Here is a 22,300-nt window from a genome sequence, read left to right as displayed (position 1 = left end):
TGTCCGTCTTTTGACATCGCGCTGCTAATTAAACTGTTTATCTTCTGCTCCAGCGAACAGGAGGTAACCATGACCCATAGGGACTTGACGATCGCCGAAGTTCTCAAAGATCCGCTGATCCGCCAGGTCATGCGCGCAGATCGCATATCCGTCTCCAGGATGGAAAACCTGCTTCATGATGCTGCCCGCAGGCAGGCGCTTGCCTTGTCGGCCAATCTTGCATCGGCCAACATTGCACCGATTGCGCACGTAGCCACGCCCTCCGTGCCGCGGATCGATTTGCGCTGATAGTATCGACTTGGTTTTGCCTGTTTCGAGCGTTCCCACTCTCGTTTTTCGCAACGCGTTGCGCCTGCCGTCAGAGCGCTCCGCTCCGATTGAGCGAGATCGCATAGACACTGGTTGTCGCCGTGATGAAGAGCTTGTGCCTGCCACGGCCGCCGAAGCATAGATTGGAGACGGTCTCCGGCACCAGGATTTTGCCCATAAGATGACCATCGGGCGCGATGCAATGCACACCATCGGCAGCTGAAGACCAGAGATTGCCGTCGCTGTCGAGGCGCATGCCATCGGCGCAACCCGGTGAAATCGCGTGAAACACTTCGCCGCCGGACAACTGCCAGTTTTCGCCGACATTGAAGACGCGAATGTGCTGCGGGTCGCTGCCGTGCATGCGGCCGGTATCGGCAACATAGAGCTTTTTCTCGTCGGGGCTGAATGCCAGTCCATTCGGGCAATTGAAATCCGTCAGGACGGCGGTGACCGTGCCGGAGGGGTCGACACGATAGACATTGCAGGGCAATTCCTGCTCGCTCCTATGACCTTCATAGTCCGTCGCAATGCCATAATGCGGATCGCTGAACCAGATGGCGCCGTCCGAGGCAACGATCACGTCATTCGGCGAGTTCAGCCGCTTGCCCTGATAGCTGTCCGCAACGACCGTGATCGATCCGTCATATTCGGTACGCGTCACCCGCCTGCCGCCATGCTCGCAACTGACGAGCCGACCCTGCCGGTCGCGCGTATGACCATTCGAAAAATTCGAAGGCTCGCGAAAGACGCTGACGCCGACGCCCGGTACCCAGCGCATGATGCGATTATTGGGAATGTCGGAAAAGAGCAGGCAATTCAGATCCCCGAACCAGACAGGCCCTTCCACCCAGTCGAACCCGGTGGCGATCTGCTTGACGGGGGCGTTGCCGAGGATGAATTTCCCGAAGGCCGGATCGATGATCTCGAAGAACGACATTGTGACAATACCTCCCATAAGGTTACATCTGGAGACCGACGTGTTATCGATAACATACTAAATTGAGTCCGCAAGCGGGAGGATAGTTGCATGAGCCATGTTCTGACGTCGAGTGTCTTGAGCGACGAAGGCGTAATGACACTGTTGACGGCGGCCATCGCCGCTGCCACCGAGATGGGGCAGCCACAATGTATCGTTATCGTCGATCAGTCCGGCGTGACGCTGGGCTCGTTCCGCATGCATGGTTCACGCTTCCAGTCGCTGAAAAGTGCCGCGGCCAAGGCGCAGACCGCCGCCTCCATCGGTGCGCCAAGCCACTCCTTGCCGGAGCATGCCAGGGTGCCGCTGGCGATTGCCACGCATGGCGGGATGACGGGCCTGCGCGGCGGCTTGCCGATCCGCGTTTCAGGCGTGCTTGTCGGCGGCATCGGCGTCGGATCGGGTTCCGGCGAACAGGACGAGCAGGTGGCACGCGCTGCCCTCAAGGCAATCGGCGCCGATCTCGATTAACAGGATGACGCCTCCCTCGGATCTCGCCGATCCAAGGGAGGTCGCACAATCGCAAACGATCAGGCGAAGACGATCTGCGCCTTCATCGCCTTGCTTCGATCCGAGGCGATCTCGAAGGCGCTGATCGCCTCGGCAAGCGGCACGGTATGCGTGATGAGCGGCCGCACATCGATAAGACGCTTGCGCATCAGATCGACGCCGACCGCAAACTCCTCATGGAAGCGAAAGGAGCCGCGCAGCTCCAATTCCTTGGCGGTAATCGCCATCATCGGCAGGCTCATATCGCCGCCGAGACCGAGCTGCACGATGATGCCGCGCGGGCGAAGCGCTGCAATACCGCCGACCAGTGCGGCAGCGGCTCCCGAGCATTCGTACAGGACATCGAAGGTGCCCTTGTCGGCGGAATATGCGGCTAGAGCTTCCGGCTCATTCTTCGTATTGATGATCCTGTCGGCGCCGGCCTGCTTGGCAAGCGATAGGGTGAAATCGGAAAGATCGGTGGCCACGATCTCGCCAGCACCCGCCCGGCGCGCGGCAAGGATCGACAGGACGCCGATCGGGCCGCAGCCAGTGACGAGAACGCGCTTGCCGAGCATCTCGCCCGCGCGTCGCGTGGCATGGAGCGTGACGGCCAGCGGCTCCGCCATCGCCGCTTCGCCCGGCGTCAGGCCATCAGCCGGCACGCATTGGATGGCGTCGGCGACGAGCGTCTCGCGAAATGCGCCCTGGATATGCGGGAAGGGCATGGCGCTGCCATAAAAGCGCATGTTGAGGCATTGGTTGGGCAATCCCTCCAGGCAGTAGCGGCAGGTTCGGCACGGGCGGGAAGGGGAGACGGCAACGAGCTGTCCGACCTCAAGGCCCTGCACGCCGGAGCCGAGAGCGATGACGGTGGCGCTGACTTCGTGGCCGAGGATCATCGGCTCCTTCAGGCGCACGGTGCCGAAGCCGCCGTGATGATAGTAGTGCAGGTCGCTGCCGCAGACGCCACCGGTTGCGAGCTTCAGCTTCACTTCTCCCGCGCCTGGTTCTTCCTCCGGACGATCCTCGATCCGCACGTCCTTGGCGGCGTGAGCGACGATGGCTTTCATCTTTTCCTCCTCAAAGAACGGGTGTTGGCAGAGCCTGGCCGGCGAAGTGGGCTGCCAGATTGTCGCGCAGCAGCTGCCCCATCGCCTTGCGCGTCTCCACGGTGCCGGAGGCATGGTGGGGCTGCAGCAGCACGTTGTTCAGCGCCAGGAAACGCGGATTGAGCTTCGGCTCGCCTTCGAAGACATCGAGCGCGGCCGATCCGAGCTTGCCGGCCTCCAATGCGTCGAGCAGCGCTTCTTCGTCTATATTGGAGGCCCGGGAAATGTTGATCAACATGCCTTCCGGGCCGAGCGCCTCGATCACTTTACGGCCGACGATGTGCCGGGTCGCGGCGGAAGCGGCGAGCGTCACGAATAGAAAATCCGACTGTCGCGCCAATTCGGCACCATCGGCCACGAAGGTTAAGTCCGATGCATATGGTTTTGCTTCAACGTCGGAATAGGCGATCTGCATATCGAAACCCTTCAGGCGCTTGGCGACTTCAAAGCCGATGCGGCCGAGGCCGAGCACGCCAGCACGCCTACCCCAGACGCGCCGCTTGAGGGGGTAGAGCCCCTTTTGTGCCCAGCTGCCATCGCGCACCCAGGTTTCGGCACCAATCATGCCGCGCGACAGGCAGAGCATCATGGCAATCCCCAGATCCGCGACATCATTGGTCAGGACGTCGGGTGTGTTGGTGACGCGAATGCCGCGCTCGCGGCAGGCCTGCAGGTCGACGGCATCGAAGCCCACGCCATAGACCGAAATGACCTCGAGATTCGGACAGGCCTCGATCATCGCCCGGTTGGCGCCGAGTTCCCCGCGTGTGGCAATGCCCCTGATCGATGGTCCGACGTCGGCAAGCAGTTTCGCCTTGTCGCCGGCCTCGAAATAGCGATGAACCTGAAATGCCGCATCGAGCGGTTCTTGATCCCATTGCGGATAGGGGCCAATCTGCAGAATTGACGGCTTGTCCATCTTTCATGTCCTCCCTTGACATAGAATGTTATCGATAACATAAACGGGGAAGGCAATCATTGTCGAGATAAAAAACGGAGGAAACGATGTCTCTTGGCCTCTTCGATCTGAAAGGGCGGCGTGCCCTGGTCACGGGCTCTTCCCAAGGCATCGGGCTTGCGCTGGCGAAAGGATTGGCGGCAGCAGGCGCCGAACCGGTTCTCAACGGCCGCGACAAGGAGAAGCTCGCCAAGGCGGCCGAAAACTTCGAGGGCAAGGTGTATCAGCTGGCATTCGATGCCACCGATCATGAGGCCGCGCGGCAGGCTATCGATGCCTTCGAAGCGGAGACGGGTGCGATCGATATCCTCGTCAACAATGCCGGCATGCAGTTTCGCACGCCGCTTGAGGATTTTCCCGCTGACGCTTTCGAGCGGCTTCTGCGCACCAACATCTCCAGCGTCTTCAATGTCGGCCAGGCGGTCGCCCGTCATATGATCAAGCGCGGCGCCGGAAAGATCATCAACATCGCGAGCGTGCAGACGGCGCTGGCGCGGCCCTCGATTGCGCCGTACACCGCAACCAAGGGCGCCGTCGGCAATCTGACGAAGGGCATGGCGACGGATTGGGCGAAGTACGGGCTGCAATGCAACGCCATCGCGCCCGGCTATTTCGACACGCCGTTGAATGCGGCCCTCGTTGCCGACGCCGATTTCTCGGCATGGCTTGAAAAGCGCACGCCTGCCGGCCGCTGGGGCCGCGTCGAAGAACTGGTCGGCGCCTGTATCTTCCTTGCTTCCGATGCGTCCTCCTTCGTCAATGGTCATGTGCTCTATGTCGACGGCGGCATCACAGCTTCGCTCTGATGGCGCTTTGCCGCGCCGCTTCGTCATCATGGGCGTCAGCGGCTGCGGCAAGTCGTCGGTTGGCTCGGCGAGCGCAACGCGCCTTGGAGGCATCTATGTCGATGGCGATGATCTTCATCCATCGGCCAATGTCGCCAAGATGAGCGCCGGCATTCCGTTGACCGACGCCGATCGTTGGCCTTGGCTCGACAAGGTCGGTCAATACCTGGCTTTGACGCAGGATACGGCATTGATCGGATGTTCGGCGCTGAAGCGCATTTATCGCGATCGGATCCGCGAGGTCGTCGCCGCGCCGGTTTCCTTCATTCATCTCGCCGGAACGAGGGAAACCATCCTGAAACGCATGCAGGCAAGGCAGGATCACTTCATGCCGTCGGCCTTGCTCGACAGTCAATTTGCCGCGCTCGAGCCGCCGGGCGCCGACGAGCAGGCGATCACGGTCGATATCGATCAGCCGCTGGATCAAGTCGTGGCGGCCATCTTAATTGCATTGGAGGAGGATCAATCATGAGCAGCAAGGTGGCGCTGATCGGCGCCGGTGCAATGGGCGGCGCGATCGGCGCCCGCCTGGCGGAAACCGGCAATCGGCTGACGGTTTTCGATCTCGACAAGGATAAGGTCGGGGCTCTGACCGCAAAAGGCGCCACGGCAGCCGCCAGCGCAGCCGCGGCGGCAGCCGTTTCCGATTTCGTCGTCCTCAGCCTCAATTCGCCGAAGATCATCCATGCCGCGGTATTCGGGCCCGAAGGCGTTGCCGCAGGTGCAAGAGCAGGCACGCTGATCATCGATATGTCGTCGATCGATCCCGATGCAACCAAGGCTCTTGCAGCAGAGGCTGCGGAAAAGGGATTGCGATGGGTGGACAGCCCGCTGTCCGGTGGAGCGCCGAAGGCCCTGATCGGACAATTGACGCTGATGGCCGGAGGCAGCGAGCGGGATGTCGCGGATGCGCATCAAGTCCTGCGCCATGTGGCTTCGAACTACACGCATATGGGTCCCGTCGGTGCGGGCCAGACGACGAAGCTCATCAATCAGGTACTTTGTGCGTTGAATTTCCTCGCGGTCGCCGAAGCGACGCAACTGGCGCTCGATGCCGGCGTCGATGCCGCGAAAATCCCGCAGGCGCTGAAGGGCGGGCGGGCCGACAGCGCCATCCTGCAGGAATATATGCCGCGCTACGTCAGCAAGGATTATCGCCGCACCGGCCGCATCGACAATATGGTCAAGGATCTGAACGGTGCTCAGGATCTCGCGCGCAGGACCAATACCGCCATGCCACTGACGGCGGTGTGTGCCGAGATACACCGCATGCTGACGGCTTCCGGGCTTGGCGGCGAGGATCAGGCGGCACTGATGGAATTCTTCAAGGGGCCGAACAAGGAGATCGCCGGATGATTACCCGATACGCATTATTCGAAGGCAAGATCAGGGAAGGGGAGGCGGAGGCGTTTCGAACGGCCGTCATGGAAACCATCCTGCCGAAGTGGAAGCAGTTTCCCGGCGCTCTCGACGTGCGGGTGACCTTTGCCGAGGCGCGCGATGAAGGCGCTCCGGAGTTCCCGATGATCTTGGCCGTGAACTATCCGGATATGGCTGCCGTGGGGAAAGCTCTTGCAAGCCCGGTACGCACCGAGGCACGTGCGGCGACGGAAGCGGTTCTCTCGCGCTTTTTCGAAGGACGCATTCATCATCATGTGACGCTCGCCCATGAGTTCGAGCTTTAGACTCTCATCACAGGACGCTTTCCGATGCGCGGCACCGGTGGTGACGTGTGCGCATGGCGGGGTAGCTGAAAGCGCCTCTTGCTATTCTGGGAAGAGGCATATTACTCTGATGGTAACGATAACATAGGCCATTGATGAGTAACGATCGCAAAACGCCGACCATGGCAGACATAGCCCGCGTCATGGGAGTTTCTCCCATGACCGTGTCGCGTGCCTTCAAGGCCGATAGCCTGGTTAGTCCGGAGACGCGCGAGGCGATCCTGAAAACGGCGGAGGAGCTGGGCTATGTCTTCGACAGCACAGCGTCCAACCTGCGTTCGCAAAAGTCCGGCTTCGTCGCCGTTACCATTCCTTCCATCAACAATGCCAACTTCGCAGATACGGTCGGCGGCCTCTCGGACACCTTGTCCAAGCGCGACATGCAGATCCTGCTTGGTTATACGAACTACGATGTCGAAGAGGAGGAGCGGCTGATCGAGCAGCTGCTGCGCCGCAAGCCGCAGGCGATCGTCGTGACCGGCGGCACACATACGCAGCGGGCGCGCAAACTTCTGCAGACTATTGCGATCCCCGTGATCGAGACCTGGGATATCCCGACCGATCCGATCGGCCACTATGTCGGCTTTTCCAATAGGGCCGTCATGCGCGATATGGTCGATCATTTCGTCGCGCTCGGCTGTCGCCGCATCGCCTTCATCGGTGGTGATGTCCAGCGGGATTCGCGCGGCAGCGAACGCAGACTCGGCTTCATTGCTGCCATGCAGGCGCATGGGCTCGACGCCACGAGGCTGATCGCAGCCGGATCGCCGCCGATCTCTATGCGGGAAGGCGCCAATGCCATGGCGAAGCTGATCGAGCTCTATCCCGATACGGAAGCGGTCGTCTGTGTCTCGGATCTTGCCGCCTATGGTGCGCTGACCGAATGCCGGCGGCTCGGGATTCCGGTGCCTGAGCGCTTTTCCATCGGCGGTTTCGGCAATTATGAAATCGGCGAGGTCTGCGTGCCGACCTTGACGACGATCAACGCCTTCGCACGTGAAATCGGCGAGCGGACGGCAGCGTTGATCCTCGATATTCTTGATGGCAATCAAGGCGCTGATGTCAGGATCTCACCCGAACTGATTGCGCGCGACAGCAGCCGATAGAAATTAGCCTTTTTCTGAATGACATGGCGCGGCCGTAGACCGCGCCACATCTTTTGGCCGGGATCACTTACCCCAGATTTTCTTGTATTGGTCCTTGTAGCCGTTATCCGGATCGAAGGTGTTCTTCGGGCCACCATCGGACTGGATATTGTCTGCCGTCACGACATGCAGCGGCGAGAGATAGCCGGACCATTTTTCGCCGGCGAAGGCACGATTGAGTTCATCGACCAATTGCCAGCCCTGGAGATTAAGAGGTTCGGCAACCGTGACCTTCTGGAATTGACCGGCGCGGATGCGCTCATAGGCCGATTGCGAACCGTCACCGGCAGCGACATTGATCGGCGCATCGGTGCCGCTCTTGCCGGCGGAGGCGAGCGATGGACCCATGAAATCGAAATAGAGGTCGTTGATCGCAAGCGAATGCGTCCAGCTGTCACCGTATTTCTGAAGGAGGGATGTCGTGAGCTGCGGCATGCGCTGCGATGTCTCGGCAATCGGCGTATCGACATATTCGAGCACCTTGCCGCCCAGCCGCTCGATCTCCTGCTTCATCCTGTCCGCTTTGGCGATGGCGATCGCATAGGTGGAGTCGGTGAAGATGATGACGCCCGGCTTGCCTTTGGCATCGACGAAGGCCCAATCGGCGGCCGCCTTCGAGACTTCCATGGCGTCAGTGCTGACATTGGCAAAGAGGCCATTCTTGTCGTCGGGGCCGATGGTCGGGCCGGCATGCCAGGCGACCAGAGGGATCTTCGCGGCCTTTGCCTGTTCTAGTGCCGGAGCCTGTTCGACGGCATCGAAGCCATCGATGATGATGCCGGCGGGCTGCAGCGCTATCGCCTGACCGAAGGCGGCCGTTCGCCCGCCGATGGAACCCGCACCATCCAGAACCTTCACTTCCCAGCCGATCGCCTTCGCCGCTTCCTCGACACCGTTGCTGACGCCGAGAATACCGCCATTCTTGAGATCGCCCGCGAGCACGACGATCGTCTTGCCGGCCTGTGCCTTCGGACCTGTCGTGGGGCCGTCCCATTTGGTGACCGGGGTTGCGTATTTGTCGACGACGGCCTTCGCATCCGCCAGCGGATCGGCATAGGCCTGGCTGGCGCATAGCACCAGCATCGCTGTCGTCGCCTGCAGGAATTGTCTACGGTTCATGTCTTCTCCTCCCTTTGGACATTCGAACTTCAGATGATCTTCATTTCTCCGCCGGCTTGGCGGAAAGTTGCGGCGCCTGAGCCGGGGCCATGCGCCCTGCATGGCTGCGGCGGCGCTGGGCGTAACCGGCAATGCCGATCGCGACGAGCAGGGTGACGCCGTTGAACAGGGGCTCGACATAGAAGGAGCCACCGAATTGCTGGATGCCGGCAATGCCGACTGCCAGAATGATGACGCCGATCATCGTGCCCCAGACGTTGACGCGACCGGGCTTGATGGTGGTTGATCCGAGGAATGCGCCGACCAATGCAGGCAGCAGATATTCAAGCCCGACGCTCGCTTGGCCGATGCGCAGCTTGGAGGCAAGCAGAACACCGGCGATGGCTGCAAGCGTTCCCGAGGTGACGAAGGCGCCGATGACGAAGCGGCGGACGGGAATGCCGTTGAGCGCGGCCGCCTTCGGGTTGGCGCCGATCGCATAGATGTAGCGGCCGATCGGCAGGTACTCGAGGACGATCCACATGACGAAGGCAAGTGCCAGGACATAGATGCCGGTGATCGGCAGGCCAAAGACCATGGTGCCGTTCAGCGCATAAAACCCTTGCGGCAGCATGCCCACAACCTGCCGGCCGCCCGTATGCCAGAGCGCGATGGCGTAAAGGACCGTGCCGGTGCCGAGCGTGGCGATGAAGCTGTCGATCTTGGCGATCTCTACCAGCAGGCCATTCAGGAAGCCGGTCAGTGCGCCAAGTGCGATGACGATCAGGACGGCAACCGGCCAAGGCAGCCCGAACATCGTCTGAAGGCTGATCGCCAGCACATGCCAGAGGACGATGCCGTAGCCGATGGTCAGATCGATGCGGCCCGCCGCCATCGGGATCATTGCCGCCAGCGACAGGATGGCGATGATGGTCTTGTCCGAAATGATCGAACGCAGGTTGAGCATCGTCGGGAATGTCTGCGGCAGCAGAATGGAGAAGAGCAGGATCAGGAAGATCGTCAGGATGACGAGGCCATAGACGGGCAGCAGGCGCTGGATCTTCTGGCCGAGGCTCATGGCCGAAAGCTCGGCGCGGGTCGGCTCGAGCGCGTTGGATTCGATCGATTGCATGGTGTTCTCCTCCGGTTCAGGCCGCTTCGGATGCAGATGCGGCGGCGATGACCGCCGGCGTTGTAAGGTCGGCACCGCTGAGTTCGCGCACGATCCTCCCGCGCGAAAACACCAGGGCACGATGGCAGATATGAGCGATTTCCTCGAAATCGGTGGAGACGACAAGAACGGCAAGGCCGGCCTCGACGGCCTCGGCGATCAGCCGATAGATGTCGGCCTTGGCGCCGACGTCGACGCCTGCGGTCGGATCCTCGGCGATCAGCAATTTGCGTCCGGTGGCCAGCCACCGTCCTACGACCACCTTCTGCTGATTGCCGCCGGATAGGGCTTCGATGGCAAGGCTCTGATCGTTAGGCCTGAGGCCGACACGGCTACCGAGAGAATAGGCGGCTTCGGCTTCGCGGCGCGGGGACAGGAACGAACACAAACTGCGCCCCGAAGCGCCCGGATTGAGGAACGTGTTTTCGCGCAGGCTGAGCGACATGGCGACGGACTCTTCCGTCCGATCCCTGGCGATTAGCCCGATACCCGAAGCCATCGCGGCGACGGTGCTGGAAAGATCGGGTGCCGTCCCATTCAAGCGAACGCTGCCCTGCGATGGTTCGCAACCGAACAGCGCGCGTCCGATCAATTCCTGACCGGCGCCGCGCAGGCCGACGAGACCGAGCAATTCGCCCTGTCGGATATCGAAGGATACAGGACCTGCGCCGCGGCAGGTGAGCTCTTTTACGGAAACGATGGCGGCCCCAGCGCTTCTTTCTGCCTTGACGAACAGTTGGTCCGCCTTGCGCCCGACGATCATGCGGATGAGTTCATCCGGCGTCGTCTCGGAGACTGGCTTCTGGCCCACCAGCTGACCATCGCGCAGCACGGCAACCCGGTCGGCAATACGGAAGATCTCGTCGAGACGATGCGAGACATAGATCATCGCCACGCCGCGCTCTTTCAGCGGGCGGATGGCGGCAAAGAGCTTCTCGACCTCATCGGCGGGCAGGCTGGCCGTGGGTTCGTCAAGCACCAGCACGTCGGCTTCGACAGCGAGTGCGCGGGCGATTGCCACAAGCGATTTCTCGGTGCGCGTCAGCTCCTGGACGCGGGTCGACGGATCGAAATCGCAGCCGACGAGTTTTAGCGCTTCCGCGGTGCGCCGCTCGGTCGCCCGCCAGTCGATCAAGCGGCCGCGCAGAGAATAGCCCTGGGCGAGACCGACATTTTCGCCCACCGTCATCCATTCGATCAGTCCGAGATCCTGATGGATGAAGGCGACGGGCTGGCGCTGGTTGGGTTGGGGTGGGCGATGATGATAGGGCTTGCCGCGAAACAGGATCTGCCCGCCATCCGGCTTGTAGATGCCAGCCAATGTCTTGATGAGCGTCGATTTGCCCGCGCCATTCTCTCCTAGAAGCGCGAGAATTTCGCCCCGCTGCAGGTCGAGAGATACGTTCGACAGCGCGCGCGTTCCGCCAAATTCCTTGGTGATATCGGAAAATTCGAGCAGCTTTCCGTTGTCCATCCTGCTCCTCCCAAAGCGTCGATGAAGGGAGGCTATGTTATCGATAACATTCCGTCAAGGCCTCCTGTTCCTGACCTCGTTACCGAGGCGTTCCTTTAACATTGAAAGAATTAAACTCCGCACCGCATAAGTGATTTCTTTTATATGTGAAATAAAGAAACGAGATATCGCAATCATCTTATGAAATGACGATCGTTCCCGCCAAACGTTCAAAGTACTAACCGCGGTTGTATGCCTTTAATTCGGACTAATATTTCTTGGGTAGTGCGTTCGGTTCATATCTCGTCTAAAATTATTTGCGGATAATATGAATAACGGGCCGCTGCCGCACGCTTTGAGAAATTCCAAGGGAATGCCTCTCATCGTACGCATTTGAGGGAAATTTTTGACGTACGTTACTCAATCGGTATTCAAAATTGATAACGCCGATGCCGAAGAGATGACGGCGCATTATGCGAGGACCCTGTTTCCTGCCGTTGTCGAGCCACTTCAACGAGGCGCTTCGATTTCGGTGGAGGACCGGCATTATACGGTCGGCTCCAGTAGCGTATGGAACGGCAAATGCCACTCCGGAATGAGCGTGATGCTTTCGGGAGGTCCTGATGCCTATGGTTTTTATCTCCCAACCATGGGCAAAATGCTGATCGATGCAGGAGGGCGACAGCTGCTGTCGGAAGCAGGCAAGGGCCTGCTTGCAGATATGTCGTCGTTTGAAAAGCTGACACTGGAAGAGCGGCGCGGCCATATGGGCATGGCCTTCGAAAAATCGGCAATGATCCGTCAGCTAAGCGAATTGCTGGACGGCCCCGTTCTCGACGACCTGGAAATGGGCGGCACCGTCGATCTCACGACGCAAAGAGGCGCGCAGATTGCGGCGCTCGGAAATTTGATCTGGCATGATCTGACGGTCGATGATGCGGACCGCTCTTCCCCGGTGTTCAGCGAATGTCTGTTGCAGGCGATGATGATCGCGCTGCTGGAGGTGGTGCCGCATAACTATTCGGCGCAATTGCGCAGGCCGGTTTCGCCGGCGATGCCGAAACAGTTGAAGCGCGCGATCGAATATATGCATGCCAATGTCGGCGCCGATATCCGGATCGCCGAAATCGCGCGTGAGGCAGGAACGAGCGTGCGGTCGGTTCAGGCTGCCTTTCAGCAGTTCAAGAACATGACACCCCTCGACTATCTGAGGATGATCCGTCTGCAGGGCGTTCGCAGAGCGCTGCTGGACTGCGGATCGGCACGGCCTGTCGCCGGGATCGCGCGCGATTGGGGATTTTCCCATTTGGGCCGTTTTGCGGCGCTCTATCATCGCGCCTTTGGAGAAATGCCATCCGAGACCGCGAGAAGGCTCCGAAACGGCGATAGATAGGATGACGCCTCCGAAGCCGCATCCGTAAGCAGCCTGCGTGGGCTATAGCGATTGCGCAAAAAAGTTGGTTGTAGGCGGGGAGAATCCGCCTAATCTTGCGATGCAGCGCAGCTCCAGGTGATATCGTTGGCGACGGAGTGAGACAGAGATGCATCCATCGAAAATCACCATCCTGTCCTGCAGCATGGATCCGGAAAGCCGCAGCCGCCGGATCGCTCGTCAAGCGGAGAAGCTGTTGCGGGAGAGGCGGTCCGAGGTCGAATTTATCGATCTTCGGGACATCGAGTTGCCGGTATTCGACAATTTGAACTGCTATGGGCATCCTTCATACGACAGGCTTTATCGCGCAATTCGCGATACGGATGGCGTGCTGCTGGCCGTACCCATTTACAATTGGTCGGTCGGCAGCGCTGCCAAGAGCCTGATCGAACTTACCGGCGCGACAGGTGCGGGCGGTCGAAAATCCGCCTGGTTCGACCAGATCGTCACGTTCGTCTGCTCCGGCGGGCTTCCTCACAGCTACATGGCTTACGGAAATCTGGCGATGTCGCTGATGCTCGATTTCAAATGCGTGATCAATCCCTACGTCGTTTATGCGACGGAGAGAGACTGGATCGATGGTGACAACCTGTCCGGCGCGCTTGCCGCAAGGCTGCGAAAGACGGTCGAGGTCAAGCTGGAACTCGCGTCGCGTCTCCGGGGGAGAGGTTATGCTTCAGATTGGGAGATCTAAGGCGACCGGAGTCAAAGGAAACTCGCTTCCCTATCGCAATCCCGGCGAATGCGGGCTTCGAAAAGTTCTTCATTCTAATTCCTCTTTAGATTATTCTAGATACGTATTATGACATCTATATGTCGTATTATGATTATCGAAGATCAGAGGCTTGGCTGACCGGTCGGATCAGTTGGCGGCAACCGGATTGGGGATCTAAGAATGACGGCGATGGGCCGGGGTCGACAAAGGCTGGCGCAACAGGTGATCGATCAACTGCGAGCGCAGATCGAAACGGGCAAATTGAAGGTGGGGGATCAATTGCCGACGGAACCACAGTTGGAGGCGGCGTTTGGTGTCAGCCGTACCGTCGTGCGCGAAGCGATTGCCGATCTGCGTGCCGCCGGGCTCGTCAAGCCGGTTCAAGGCAAGGGTGTCTTCGTTGCGGAACAGACGGCGCGCGGCGGATTGGCGCTGACGCCAGTGGAAATCAAAAGCATCCCGGAAACCCTTGAATTGCTGGAGTTTCGCATGGCGGCAGAGGGGGAGGCGGCGGCGATTGCCGCTTATCGAAGAACTGCCGCGCAGGAAGCGGCGATCGCTGCGGCCAATCGCAAGATGGCAATGCTGATCGACCAAGGGCTGCCGACGGTCGAGGCGGATTATGAATTTCATATGGCCATAGCCGCCGCCACGAACAATCGATTCTATGTGGATGTTCTCATGCATTTCGGTGCCCGCACGATCCCGAGGGGCCAGTTTCCGACGCTGCCGGAAGCCAATGATCGCGCTTATCTCGAGAAAGTTCATGCCGAACATGTCGAGATTCTGGCGGCTATTGCGGATCAGGATCCCGAACGCGCGCGCCAGGCGATGCGGTCGCATATGATGGCCAGTCAACGCCGCTATCGCTTCCTCGCCGATCAGCAACAGGAATAGGGCTCGACTCCATATATAACTCATATTATGTCATATGATATTGTGTGAGATCAAACGGAGACATTGCGGGTGTATGTAGGAACGCAGGTCGACGCGCGGGACGACGATGACTATCGGGTGTTTGCGCAATTAGGGGTGAAGCACATTTGCGCCGATCCGCCGGGAAAGCCAGTGAGCTGGACGCTGTCCGACCTGGAACGTCATCGCGACAAGATAGAAAGCTTCGGATTGATTCTGGACATGATCCAGCTTCCGTTGCCGTCGCAGCCGATCGAAAAAGCGTCCTATCCCGATATCCTTCTCGCCGGGCCTGATCGCGATCGCCAGATAGACGCGGTCTGCAAGCTGATCGAGGATGTGGCCACGGCCGGCATTCCGGCAGTAAAATACAATTTAAATCTCATCGGTATTCCGCGCACACCGGAAGAACGGGGGCGTGGGGGCTCGATGAATGCGAGCTTCCGCTGGGACAAGGCGGATCATGACGCGGCGCCAGGTCTTGCGGGGGTTTTGTCGGAAGACGAAAACTGGGAGCGCATCGATTATTTCCTTGAGCGGGTTATCCCCGTAGCGGAAGGTAATCGCGTCCGTCTTGCCTGCCATCCCCATGATCCTTACACGCCACCGGGCTATCGCGGCGTCACGCGCGTACTCGGCTCAGTGGAGGGTTTGAAGAAATTTGTCCTCATGCGCGAAAGCCCCTATCACGGGCTGAACTTCTGCCAGGGATCGATCGGCGAGATGCTCGACAATCCGCGCGAGGAGATCGACGATATCATCCGCTGGTTCGGCAGCCGCGATAAAATCTTCAACGTCCATTTCCGCAATATCAGGGGCGGCAAGCTGTCCTTCATGGAGACCTTCCCCGACGAGGGCGACATGGACATGGTCCGCTCCGCCAAGGTGTATAAGGAGGTCGGGTATCGGTACATGCTGATGCCGGATCATGTCCCGACGATCAGCGGCCGTGATCCGACCGGCGTCGCCTTCGCCTTTTGCTATGGCTATATCGCGGCGCTCGTTCAGGCGCTCGAGCAGGCCTGAACCTTGTTGCCAGTTGAACGAAGACAGGATTCCACGATGAACCCGATTGAGCTGAAAAAGGCGGTTGGCAGCGGCCTGCTGTCGTTCCCGGTCACGCATTTCGATCAGAACCTGACATTCGACGAGGCGAAGTATCGCAGCCATATCGAATGGCTGGCTGGATTCGACGCCGCAGCACTCTTCGCAGCCGGCGGAACGGGCGAGTTCTTTTCCTTGAACCCCTCGGAAATCCCGCAGGTCGTGCGCGCAGCCAAAGCGTCGGCCGGCAAGACGCCGATCATCTCGGGGGCGGGTTACGGAACGTCGCTTGCCGTCGAAATCGCCAAGGCCGCGGAAAAGGCCGGCGCCGACGGCCTCTTGCTTCTGCCGCCATATCTCATGCTTTCCGAGCAGGCAGGCCTGATCGCCCATGTAAAGGCGGTCTGCCAGTCCGTCGGCATCGGTGTCATCGTCTACAATCGCGACAATGCGGTGCTCAGCGCAGATAGTTTGGCTCGGCTCGCCGACGAATGCCCCAACCTTATCGGCTACAAGGATGGGATCGGCGATGTCGACAAGGTGATTGAGATCACCACGACCCTCAAGGATCGTCTGGTCTACGTCGGCGGCATGCCGACACATGAGGTCTACGCCCAAGCCTATTTCGCGGCCGGCGTCACGACCTATTCTTCCGCGGTCTTCAATTTCGTTCCGGCTCTGGCGCAGCGCTTCTATGCCGCACTGCGCGTCGGAGATCAGGCAACGGTCGACCATATTCTCCGGAGCTTCTTCTTCCCGCTCGTAACCCTGCGCAACCGTAAGAAGGGTTACGCCGTCTCCATCATCAAGGCGGGCCTGCGTATCGTCGGCAAGGATCCCGGCCCGGTCAGGCCACCGTTGACGGATCTGACGCCGGAGGAAATGGCTGTGCTAGAAAAGATCGTCGCCTCAGCGGAGTGACGGTGGCCAGGACTTGAGCGATGGTTTGCGATAACGAGGATCCGTATTGGAGGGAGGAGACGCGTGACGGAGACATCCTTTGGACTTACCGCATCGGCGCTGGCAATGACGTCCATGCTTTCAAGTGCCGGCAACCCTTCTGCAAGGACATTCGTTTACGTTTCGGCAGCGACGGCCGGAGCGATCGACACTTACAGCATGGACGCGAAAACCGGGTCGCTTAAGCGAGTGTCGAGCTTCGATGCGGGCAAGATGGTCATGCCGATGACCGTCAGCGCCGATAAGAAACACCTCTATGCTGTCATCCGTTCGCAGCCATATCGCGTGCTGACGCTGGCGATCGATCCTGCCACCGGCAAACTCAGCCAGGAAGCCGTCGCCGCCTTGCCCGACAGCATGCCTTATGTCTCCACCGGCCCGTCGGGCCGTTTACTGTTCACCGCGTCTTATGGCGGCAACAAGATCGCCGTACTGCCGATCGGCAGGGATGGGCTCGTGACCGATGGTATCAGGCAGATGATCCTGACCGGCCGCAACGCGCACTCCATCGTAAGCGACCGTACCGGCAGATATGTCTTTGCAACCAATCTCGGCTCCGATGTCGTGCTGCAATTCGTGCTCAATCCGGAGACCGGCATGCTGGAGGCGAACGATCCGCCCGAGATCGCGACAAAGCCGGGCTTCGGTCCGCGCCACATCATCGTCTCGCCGGATAACAAATCCGTCTACGTTCTGACCGAATTGACGGGCCACGTTATCCACTATGCTCTCGATACGGCCAAAGGCACGTTGAGCGAGGTCGAAAGCGTGAAATCCGTTCCTGATGATGCCGGGCTTTTTCCGGGCATTGCCCCGCCGGCCCCGGCAGCGTTCAACGCAACCGCGCCGGTTGCGGTTCAGGCCGATGACGGCAAGCCGAAGGTATGGGCTGCCGATATCGGTATCACGTCGAACGGACAGTTCCTCTATACGACCGAGCGAACCACCAGCAGGATCGCGCTCTTCCAAGTGGCCGCAGGCGAGGGGAAGTTGACCTATGTCACGAATTACCCCACCGAGCAGCAGCCGCGCGGCATTCGCATCGATCCATCGGGCCGCTTCCTTGTCGCCTCCGGCGAGAAATCCGACAGGCTGTCGGTCTATGCCATCGATCAGGCAAGCGGCGTGCTCACGCCGGTCGGTCGATATCCGGTCAATGCTGGCGCCAACTGGATCGAGATCGTGACGTTACCCTGAAGCGCAGCCCTATGCTGTAAATGCCAAGCGTCAGCTTCGTTATTCGGCCTTGGCGATCATCCCGGCAAGCAGGCTTTCCACCTCGGAAGAGGGAAGGGGCCGGGCAAACAGATAGCCCTGGAGAAGCTCGCATCCGGCCCCTTCGAGGAAGCGGGCCTGTTCTTCGGTCTCCACGCCTTCGGCCACGACTTCCAGTTCGAGGGTTCGGCCGAGCGACACGATGGCGGAGGTAATTGCCATATCGCCGGGCTTGGCCGGAATATCGGCAATGAACGACCTGTCGATCTTCAATCGGGACAGCGGAAAACGCCGGAGGGTGCTCAGGCTTGAATATCCGGTACCGAAATCGTCGATTGCGAGACTGACGCCCAGCGCCTTCAGTTCAAGCATGCGCTCTATCGCTCCCTCGACGTCGCGCATGATCAGGCTCTCCGTCAGTTCAAGCTCGAGCCATTGCGGATCGAGGCCTGCCGCCTGCAGCGCCGACGCAACCTGGCTTGTCAGCGAGCTCTCCAGAAATTGCCGTGCCGACACGTTCACACCGATACGCAGCTCCGGCAGGCCGCGATCCCGCCATGCTCTGGCCTGCTGACAGGCTTTGCGCAAAACGATTTCACCGAGCGGGACGATGAGCCCCGTTTCCTCGGCGAGCGGAATAAAAGCATCGGGAAGCAAGAAGCCCTCGGAAGGATGCTGCCACCGCACCAGCGCTTCGACGCCGATCACCCTGCCGCTGCGGATCTCCTTTTGCGGCTGGTAATGCAGCACGAATTCATCCCGCTCCACTGCGCGCCGCAGCTCTTCGATGCGGATCAGCTTGTTGCGGGCATCTTCCGCCATGGCCGGCGTGAACAATCGAATGGAATTGCGTCCGGCTTCCTTGGCGCGATAGAGCGCCATATCGGCACTTGCAAACAGGTCCGAGGCGGTCTCGCCATGCTCCATGGCGCATGCCACACCGATGCTGCAGCCGACGCGGATTTCGACACCGTCGATCGTCAGCGGCTTGGATATGTCCTTGAGAATGGCGGTGAGCCTCTCGTATACGGTGTCGGAGGATTCCTCCAGGACGATGATGAATTCATCGCCGCCGATCCTCGCAACGATGCCGCGGCGGCCGACTTGGGTCGATATGCGCTGTGCGACCGCCATCAGCAATTCGTCTCCGGCTGCATGACCGAGTGTATCGTTCACCAGCTTGAAGTTATCCAGGTCGACAAAGGCAACCGCCAGCGGCTTTTGCTTGCGCGAGGCTTTTTCCAGAAGAGCGCTGAGCTTGCGGTCGAGCAGCATGCGATTGGGCAGGCCGGTGAGGGCATCGTGCTCGGCCAGATAGGCAATGTGGGCGATGTCCCGATGGCGATCGATAGCGATCCCAATCGTCTGCGCTATGCCGGCGAGGAATTCCATGAGCCCGGCTTCGTCGCCGTCGATCGTTTCCGTTATCAGCGCCCCATGTCTGCCGCCATCCCGCGAGAAGATCGGAAATTCCTGAATGTCGCCGGCCAAGGATTCAGGTTGCTTGCTGTCGAGAACAAAGTCGATCTGCCGGCCGTCGAGCAGCCGCTCGAGGAGGGATCGCGCATCCTTCAGAAGCTCGTCAAGATCGACGCCCCGCGCCACATCCTGCAGGAGCTTCGTTTGTGCGCTCATCAGTTCTTCGGCGCGTTTGCGAGCGGAGATATCGCGTGAGGCTCCGACGACACCGATGATGTTGCCGTTTCTGTCCCGCAACGGCACGCGCGACATCATCAGCCAGCCTTCGCCCTTGAGGCGCCGCTCTTCCACGCCGAGATCGGCTTCGCCCGTTTCCATGACCTGACGCTCGACTTCCTCGATCTTATGCGCGTCGGCCATCGGATGAATTTCGGCGTCCGTGAGGCCGATCAGTTCAGTGACATGTGTAAAGCCATTGTTGAGAACGATGGCCTGATTGGCAAAAAGGAAACGGCCGTCTCTATCCTTGGCGTAGATATAGTCGGGCACGTAATTGATCATCGCTTCGAGCCATTCGTAACGCTCGGTGAGCGATAGATGCTGAGCCTGGAGCAATTCAAGCAGCTCACGGACATGCCGGTCATCATCGTTCGCATCTGTATTCGCCGACTTCGACGATCTACCCGGCCGCTGTGTCATCAATGTTCTCTCACGTGGTGAACGGACAATAGAGGCAAGCAGTTATGTAACCATGAAAACGGATGGCCATTTTGGCCGTCATAAACGAAAGCGTAAAGGCATATTTATCGAAGCTTTAACCAGAAGAATCTCGTCAGCTGAGCATTCATGCGGCGGTGAAACATTGCCCGATCGAAGCCGTCCGGATCGGCGCTCAAGAGGGGCGGATTGGGAGGCGTCGCGCTGCATGGTGGGAGAAAATCACAATGCCAAGCAAGCGCCATAGCTTGGCGCTTGATGATGTAGCTAGAATTTCGTTCTTGCTGCCGCGCCGGATGCCGATCTTATTCAGCTTGACGTGTGTCGGTTGCCTTGCGGAGCAGGGACGAAAGCCGCTAAAGCCGAGGCGGAGGAAATACAGGATTCGCAAGGATGAAAGACATGAACGTTCGCAAGGCTGCGGCGAATGGCAATCTCGTGCTTGCCGGCATGCTTCTGATGCTCGTCGGCGATTTCATGTTTTCGCTGAACGATGCCATGGGCAAGTGGTTGGTTGCGAGTTTCTCCGTCGGGCAGATTCTGGTCATCCGCTCGCTCGGCTCGTTTATCGTCCTGGCACCCATGATTGCACGGCAGGGTGGCGACGCGCTCTTTCGCCTCGAGCAACCGCCGCTGCAGCTCTTGCGGGTGGCTATGACAACGCTCGATGTCGGTCTTTTCTACGCCGCCGTCGCCTATCTGCCGCTTGCCGATGTCATGACTTTCTATATGGCCGGCCCCATCTATGTCGCCGCCATCTCGCATTTCTTCCTGGATGAGAAGATCGGCTGGCGGCGCTGGCTGGCCGTTTTCGCCGGCTTCCTCGGGGTATTGATTGCCCTCAGACCTTCGGCGGCCATGTTTTCCTGGCCATCGCTTTTCGGCCTCGGCGGCAGTCTCGCATTCGCGATGACGCTTGTGCTCGGGCGGCGACTGCGGCAGACGAGCGATGCCACGCTCGTCGCCTGGCAGACGGTTGGCGCCCTTGCGGCCGGTCTGACGCTCAGCATCGGCAATTGGCGCGCGGCATCGGCACTCGATTTCGGCGCCATGCTGGCGCTCGGAGTCGTTGCCGGCAGCGCACACTTGATGATTACACGATCGTTGAAGCTTGCTCCGGCTTCGCTGCTGGCCCCGCTGCAGTACAGTCTTCTCCTTTGGGCGATCATACTGGGCTTTGTTTTCTTCGGCGATATTCCGGATGCTCAGATCATCATTGGATCTGTCGTCATCGTGCTCGCCGGGCTCTTCATTTTCCATCGGAAGAATCTGGTCGACACGATCCCGAAGGACGCGATAGCGCGGGATGGGCACTGAGGCCGATACGTCTCGCCATCTTGGTGATGTCTCAGCCATACGGCAGCGCGCCTGCCTCGGAAAGGCGCCGCAGGGATTTGTAGGGATCTGCCAGACAGAGGAGAGGGGAGGCTGGATCCAGCCACTAGGATTCGTGTCCATCCCCCGTTACGATAAACCGCGCGTCAACAAATCCGTGGCAGCCTATGGAAGCCAACGACTGGAACGGGGAATATGAGCCTGCTGTCGTCCCTGATGAGAAGAGTGCGGAGCCACCCCGATGTACCAGGCATCGATCGCCTCGATCCGTCATACGATGTGCACCATCTGAAAAAGGTTTTCGACCGCTGTTCCAAGGCCGCCAGGATCGGAGTGTGGGAGTGCAGCCTTCCGGATGAACGGCTCTCCTGGACGGACATGGTCTACGAACTGTTCGATCTTCAACCGGGAACACCCCTGGTCCGCGATGACATCGTCGCGCTCTATTCGCCGGATGCAGCCAGGGAGCTTGCGCGGCTTCGAAATGCAGCCATCGAACAGCGCGGCAGCTTCTCACTCGATGCCGAGATCGTCACCTGCAAAGGCAATCGACGCTGGATCAGGATCACGGCGACGGTCGAATGCGAGGATGACATTCCCGTCCGCATCTTTGGCCTGAAGCAGGACGTCACGGCAGAAGTCATGATGCTGCACGAGATTCGCCGCCGGGCAGACTTTGATCACCTGACCGGACTGCCTAACAGGTTCAGGTTTCATGAACGCCTCGACATGCTTTGCGGATTGGGATCGGCCACCAACACAGCTCTTCTGCTGATAGATCTCGATGGGTTTAAGCGCGTCAACGATACTCTGGGCCACCGAATGGGAGATACTTGCCTGGTAGAGGCAGCAAGGCGTCTGACCGGCGCAGCCGAGCACGCCGATCTGGTGGCAAGAATCGGAGGCGACGAGTTCGCCGTAATCTATACCGGAGCCTCCGTGGGGGATGTTGAGCATGCTGCCAGCCGTATTGCGCAGGAAATGCTGTGGGACGCTCGTGACGGAATCATCCTCGGCGCGTCCGTCGGTATCGCTTGGGCAGTGCCGGGAACGACGCCGGCCTCGCTCTACGAGGAGGCCGATAAGGCCATGTATCGGGCCAAGACCCAGGGTCGGGCTCGCCTTGTCCCTCAATGCTCAGCCATGGACGAGCCGCGGCCATTCAAATCCGCTGGATGACTTCAAGGCGTGTTCGGACACTTGGTATTCGCCTTTTGCAAGGGAGGCACGCGATTCTGGTGGTTCATTAGGCAGCGCTGATCACC

General features: G+C 59.7%; 22 protein-coding genes. 15 read left to right on the top strand and 7 right to left on the bottom strand.

The features are described 5' to 3' along the window. Positions 1-69: 69 nt before the first annotated feature. Positions 70-288 (top strand): hypothetical protein, encoded by a 219-nt coding sequence (locus PH552_RS19895; protein ID WP_113250269.1) that lies wholly within the window; start codon positions 70-72, stop codon positions 286-288. Positions 289-358: 70 nt separating this feature from the next. Here the strand turns inward: PH552_RS19895 and PH552_RS19890 are convergent, their stop codons facing one another. Further along, positions 359-1,249, bottom strand: a complete 891-nt coding sequence (locus tag PH552_RS19890) for an SMP-30/gluconolactonase/LRE family protein (RefSeq protein WP_113250268.1) — start codon at positions 1,247-1,249, stop codon at positions 359-361. 90 nt (positions 1,250-1,339) lie between these two features. Here PH552_RS19890 and PH552_RS19885 point away from each other — a divergent pair, with 90 nt between their 5' ends. Further along, positions 1,340-1,759: a heme-binding protein gene (locus PH552_RS19885; protein ID WP_113250267.1), complete on the top strand. Its 420-nt coding sequence runs from the start codon at positions 1,340-1,342 to the stop codon at positions 1,757-1,759. Positions 1,760-1,818: 59 nt separating this feature from the next. Here PH552_RS19885 and PH552_RS19880 read toward each other — a convergent pair whose 3' ends face one another. Together PH552_RS19880 and PH552_RS19875 are read right to left on the bottom strand one after the other, a co-directional pair. Continuing rightward, positions 1,819-2,850, bottom strand: coding sequence for an L-idonate 5-dehydrogenase (locus PH552_RS19880; RefSeq protein ID WP_113250266.1), 1,032 nt, complete (start codon positions 2,848-2,850; stop codon positions 1,819-1,821). Positions 2,851-2,860: 10 nt separating this feature from the next. Next, the gene (locus tag PH552_RS19875; protein ID WP_113250265.1) at positions 2,861-3,808 is read right to left on the bottom strand and encodes a 2-hydroxyacid dehydrogenase; all 948 of its coding nucleotides are present in this window, start codon (positions 3,806-3,808) and stop codon (positions 2,861-2,863) included. Positions 3,809-3,894: 86 nt separating this feature from the next. Between PH552_RS19875 and PH552_RS19870 the strand changes: the two genes are divergently transcribed. The 5 genes from PH552_RS19870 (at position 3,895) to PH552_RS19850 (ending at position 7,522) form a co-directional block, all read left to right on the top strand. After that, positions 3,895-4,653, top strand: a complete 759-nt coding sequence (locus PH552_RS19870; protein ID WP_113250264.1) for an SDR family oxidoreductase — start codon at positions 3,895-3,897, stop codon at positions 4,651-4,653. After that, on the top strand, positions 4,622-5,164 hold the full coding sequence (locus PH552_RS19865; RefSeq protein WP_113250263.1) for a gluconokinase: 543 nt from the start codon (positions 4,622-4,624) through the stop codon (positions 5,162-5,164). The genes PH552_RS19870 and PH552_RS19865 overlap by 32 nt, the downstream gene beginning before the upstream one ends. Further along, the gene (locus tag PH552_RS19860) at positions 5,161-6,048 is read left to right on the top strand and encodes an NAD(P)-dependent oxidoreductase (protein WP_113250262.1); all 888 of its coding nucleotides are present in this window, start codon (positions 5,161-5,163) and stop codon (positions 6,046-6,048) included. Before PH552_RS19865 ends, PH552_RS19860 begins: the two co-directional genes overlap by 4 nt. Then, positions 6,045-6,377, top strand: a complete 333-nt coding sequence (locus tag PH552_RS19855; protein WP_113250261.1) for a hypothetical protein — start codon at positions 6,045-6,047, stop codon at positions 6,375-6,377. Before PH552_RS19860 ends, PH552_RS19855 begins: the two co-directional genes overlap by 4 nt. Before the next feature lie 134 nt (positions 6,378-6,511). Then, positions 6,512-7,522 carry a LacI family DNA-binding transcriptional regulator gene (locus tag PH552_RS19850; RefSeq protein WP_113250260.1) on the top strand — a complete coding sequence of 337 codons (1,011 nt, stop codon included), beginning with the start codon at positions 6,512-6,514 and terminating at the stop codon, positions 7,520-7,522. 63 nt (positions 7,523-7,585) lie between these two features. Here the strand turns inward: PH552_RS19850 and PH552_RS19845 are convergent, their stop codons facing one another. From PH552_RS19845 to PH552_RS19835, 3 genes are read right to left on the bottom strand one after another with little or no spacing between them, the layout of a single operon-like run. After that, on the bottom strand, positions 7,586-8,680 hold the full coding sequence (locus PH552_RS19845; RefSeq protein WP_113250259.1) for an ABC transporter substrate-binding protein: 1,095 nt from the start codon (positions 8,678-8,680) through the stop codon (positions 7,586-7,588). Positions 8,681-8,720: 40 nt separating this feature from the next. After that, positions 8,721-9,791 (bottom strand): ABC transporter permease, encoded by a 1,071-nt coding sequence (locus PH552_RS19840; RefSeq protein ID WP_113250258.1) that lies wholly within the window; start codon positions 9,789-9,791, stop codon positions 8,721-8,723. Positions 9,792-9,807: 16 nt separating this feature from the next. Next, on the bottom strand, positions 9,808-11,304 hold the full coding sequence (locus tag PH552_RS19835; RefSeq protein ID WP_183760837.1) for a sugar ABC transporter ATP-binding protein: 1,497 nt from the start codon (positions 11,302-11,304) through the stop codon (positions 9,808-9,810). 385 nt (positions 11,305-11,689) lie between these two features. Here PH552_RS19835 and PH552_RS19830 point away from each other — a divergent pair, with 385 nt between their 5' ends. The 6 genes from PH552_RS19830 (at position 11,690) to PH552_RS19805 (ending at position 17,546) form a co-directional block, all read left to right on the top strand. Next, positions 11,690-12,676: an AraC family transcriptional regulator gene (locus PH552_RS19830; protein WP_162736998.1), complete on the top strand. Its 987-nt coding sequence runs from the start codon at positions 11,690-11,692 to the stop codon at positions 12,674-12,676. Positions 12,677-12,824: 148 nt separating this feature from the next. Then, positions 12,825-13,409 (top strand): NADPH-dependent FMN reductase, encoded by a 585-nt coding sequence (locus PH552_RS19825; protein ID WP_113250256.1) that lies wholly within the window; start codon positions 12,825-12,827, stop codon positions 13,407-13,409. A gap of 201 nt (positions 13,410-13,610) precedes the next feature. Continuing rightward, positions 13,611-14,327: a FadR/GntR family transcriptional regulator gene (locus PH552_RS19820; RefSeq protein ID WP_113250255.1), complete on the top strand. Its 717-nt coding sequence runs from the start codon at positions 13,611-13,613 to the stop codon at positions 14,325-14,327. 69 nt (positions 14,328-14,396) lie between these two features. Beyond that, complete coding sequence (locus tag PH552_RS19815) at positions 14,397-15,371, top strand: mannonate dehydratase (protein ID WP_113250254.1); 975 nt, start codon at positions 14,397-14,399, stop codon at positions 15,369-15,371. A gap of 36 nt (positions 15,372-15,407) precedes the next feature. Continuing rightward, entirely contained in the window at positions 15,408-16,310 is a 903-nt protein-coding gene (gene kdgD / locus PH552_RS19810) for a 5-dehydro-4-deoxyglucarate dehydratase (RefSeq protein ID WP_113250253.1), read from the top strand. A 63-nt stretch (positions 16,311-16,373) separates the two neighbouring features. Next, positions 16,374-17,546 (top strand): lactonase family protein, encoded by a 1,173-nt coding sequence (locus PH552_RS19805; protein WP_183760840.1) that lies wholly within the window; start codon positions 16,374-16,376, stop codon positions 17,544-17,546. A 39-nt stretch (positions 17,547-17,585) separates the two neighbouring features. On the opposite strand, the gene PH552_RS19800 is transcribed toward PH552_RS19805, so the two are convergent. Next, positions 17,586-19,544, bottom strand: coding sequence for a putative bifunctional diguanylate cyclase/phosphodiesterase (locus PH552_RS19800; protein ID WP_483315499.1), 1,959 nt, complete (start codon positions 19,542-19,544; stop codon positions 17,586-17,588). Between the two features lie 558 nt (positions 19,545-20,102). Between PH552_RS19800 and PH552_RS19795 the strand changes: the two genes are divergently transcribed. After that, on the top strand, positions 20,103-21,017 hold the full coding sequence (locus tag PH552_RS19795) for a DMT family transporter (protein ID WP_113250293.1): 915 nt from the start codon (positions 20,103-20,105) through the stop codon (positions 21,015-21,017). A gap of 213 nt (positions 21,018-21,230) precedes the next feature. Beyond that, positions 21,231-22,214, top strand: coding sequence for a GGDEF domain-containing protein (locus PH552_RS19790; protein WP_245430478.1), 984 nt, complete (start codon positions 21,231-21,233; stop codon positions 22,212-22,214). The last annotated feature ends 86 nt before the right edge of the window (positions 22,215-22,300 follow it).

This window comes from Rhizobium aureum (assembly GCF_030182495.1).
Taxonomy (GTDB): Bacteria; Pseudomonadota; Alphaproteobacteria; order Rhizobiales; family Rhizobiaceae; genus Rhizobium; species Rhizobium tropici_C.
This window is presented reverse-complemented; position numbering and strand designations above follow the sequence as displayed.

Bases quoted from the DNA above. Each gene is read 5' to 3' on its own strand.
- PH552_RS19850 (WP_113250260.1), top strand. From the start codon at position 6,512: ATGAGTAACGATCGCAAAACGCCGACCATGGCAGACATAGCCCGCGTC.
- PH552_RS19885 (WP_113250267.1), top strand. From the start codon at position 1,340: ATGAGCCATGTTCTGACGTCGAGTGTCTTGAGCGACGAAGGCGTAATG.
- PH552_RS19865 (WP_113250263.1), top strand. From the start codon at position 4,622: ATGTCGACGGCGGCATCACAGCTTCGCTCTGATGGCGCTTTGCCGCGC.
- kdgD (WP_113250253.1), top strand. From the start codon at position 15,408: ATGAACCCGATTGAGCTGAAAAAGGCGGTTGGCAGCGGCCTGCTGTCG.
- PH552_RS19870 (WP_113250264.1), top strand. From the start codon at position 3,895: ATGTCTCTTGGCCTCTTCGATCTGAAAGGGCGGCGTGCCCTGGTCACG.
- PH552_RS19880 (WP_113250266.1), bottom strand. From the start codon at position 2,850: ATGAAAGCCATCGTCGCTCACGCCGCCAAGGACGTGCGGATCGAGGAT.
- PH552_RS19890 (WP_113250268.1), bottom strand. From the start codon at position 1,249: ATGTCGTTCTTCGAGATCATCGATCCGGCCTTCGGGAAATTCATCCTC.
- PH552_RS19855 (WP_113250261.1), top strand. From the start codon at position 6,045: ATGATTACCCGATACGCATTATTCGAAGGCAAGATCAGGGAAGGGGAG.
- PH552_RS19795 (WP_113250293.1), top strand. From the start codon at position 20,103: ATGAACGTTCGCAAGGCTGCGGCGAATGGCAATCTCGTGCTTGCCGGC.
- PH552_RS19895 (WP_113250269.1), top strand. From the start codon at position 70: ATGACCCATAGGGACTTGACGATCGCCGAAGTTCTCAAAGATCCGCTG.
- PH552_RS19840 (WP_113250258.1), bottom strand. From the start codon at position 9,791: ATGCAATCGATCGAATCCAACGCGCTCGAGCCGACCCGCGCCGAGCTT.
- PH552_RS19800 (WP_483315499.1), bottom strand. From the start codon at position 19,544: ATGATCAATTACGTGCCCGACTATATCTACGCCAAGGATAGAGACGGC.
- PH552_RS19820 (WP_113250255.1), top strand. From the start codon at position 13,611: ATGACGGCGATGGGCCGGGGTCGACAAAGGCTGGCGCAACAGGTGATC.
- PH552_RS19860 (WP_113250262.1), top strand. From the start codon at position 5,161: ATGAGCAGCAAGGTGGCGCTGATCGGCGCCGGTGCAATGGGCGGCGCG.
- PH552_RS19835 (WP_183760837.1), bottom strand. From the start codon at position 11,304: ATGGACAACGGAAAGCTGCTCGAATTTTCCGATATCACCAAGGAATTT.
- PH552_RS19825 (WP_113250256.1), top strand. From the start codon at position 12,825: ATGCATCCATCGAAAATCACCATCCTGTCCTGCAGCATGGATCCGGAA.
- PH552_RS19845 (WP_113250259.1), bottom strand. From the start codon at position 8,680: ATGAACCGTAGACAATTCCTGCAGGCGACGACAGCGATGCTGGTGCTA.
- PH552_RS19875 (WP_113250265.1), bottom strand. From the start codon at position 3,808: ATGGACAAGCCGTCAATTCTGCAGATTGGCCCCTATCCGCAATGGGAT.
- PH552_RS19790 (WP_245430478.1), top strand. From the start codon at position 21,231: ATGAGCCTGCTGTCGTCCCTGATGAGAAGAGTGCGGAGCCACCCCGAT.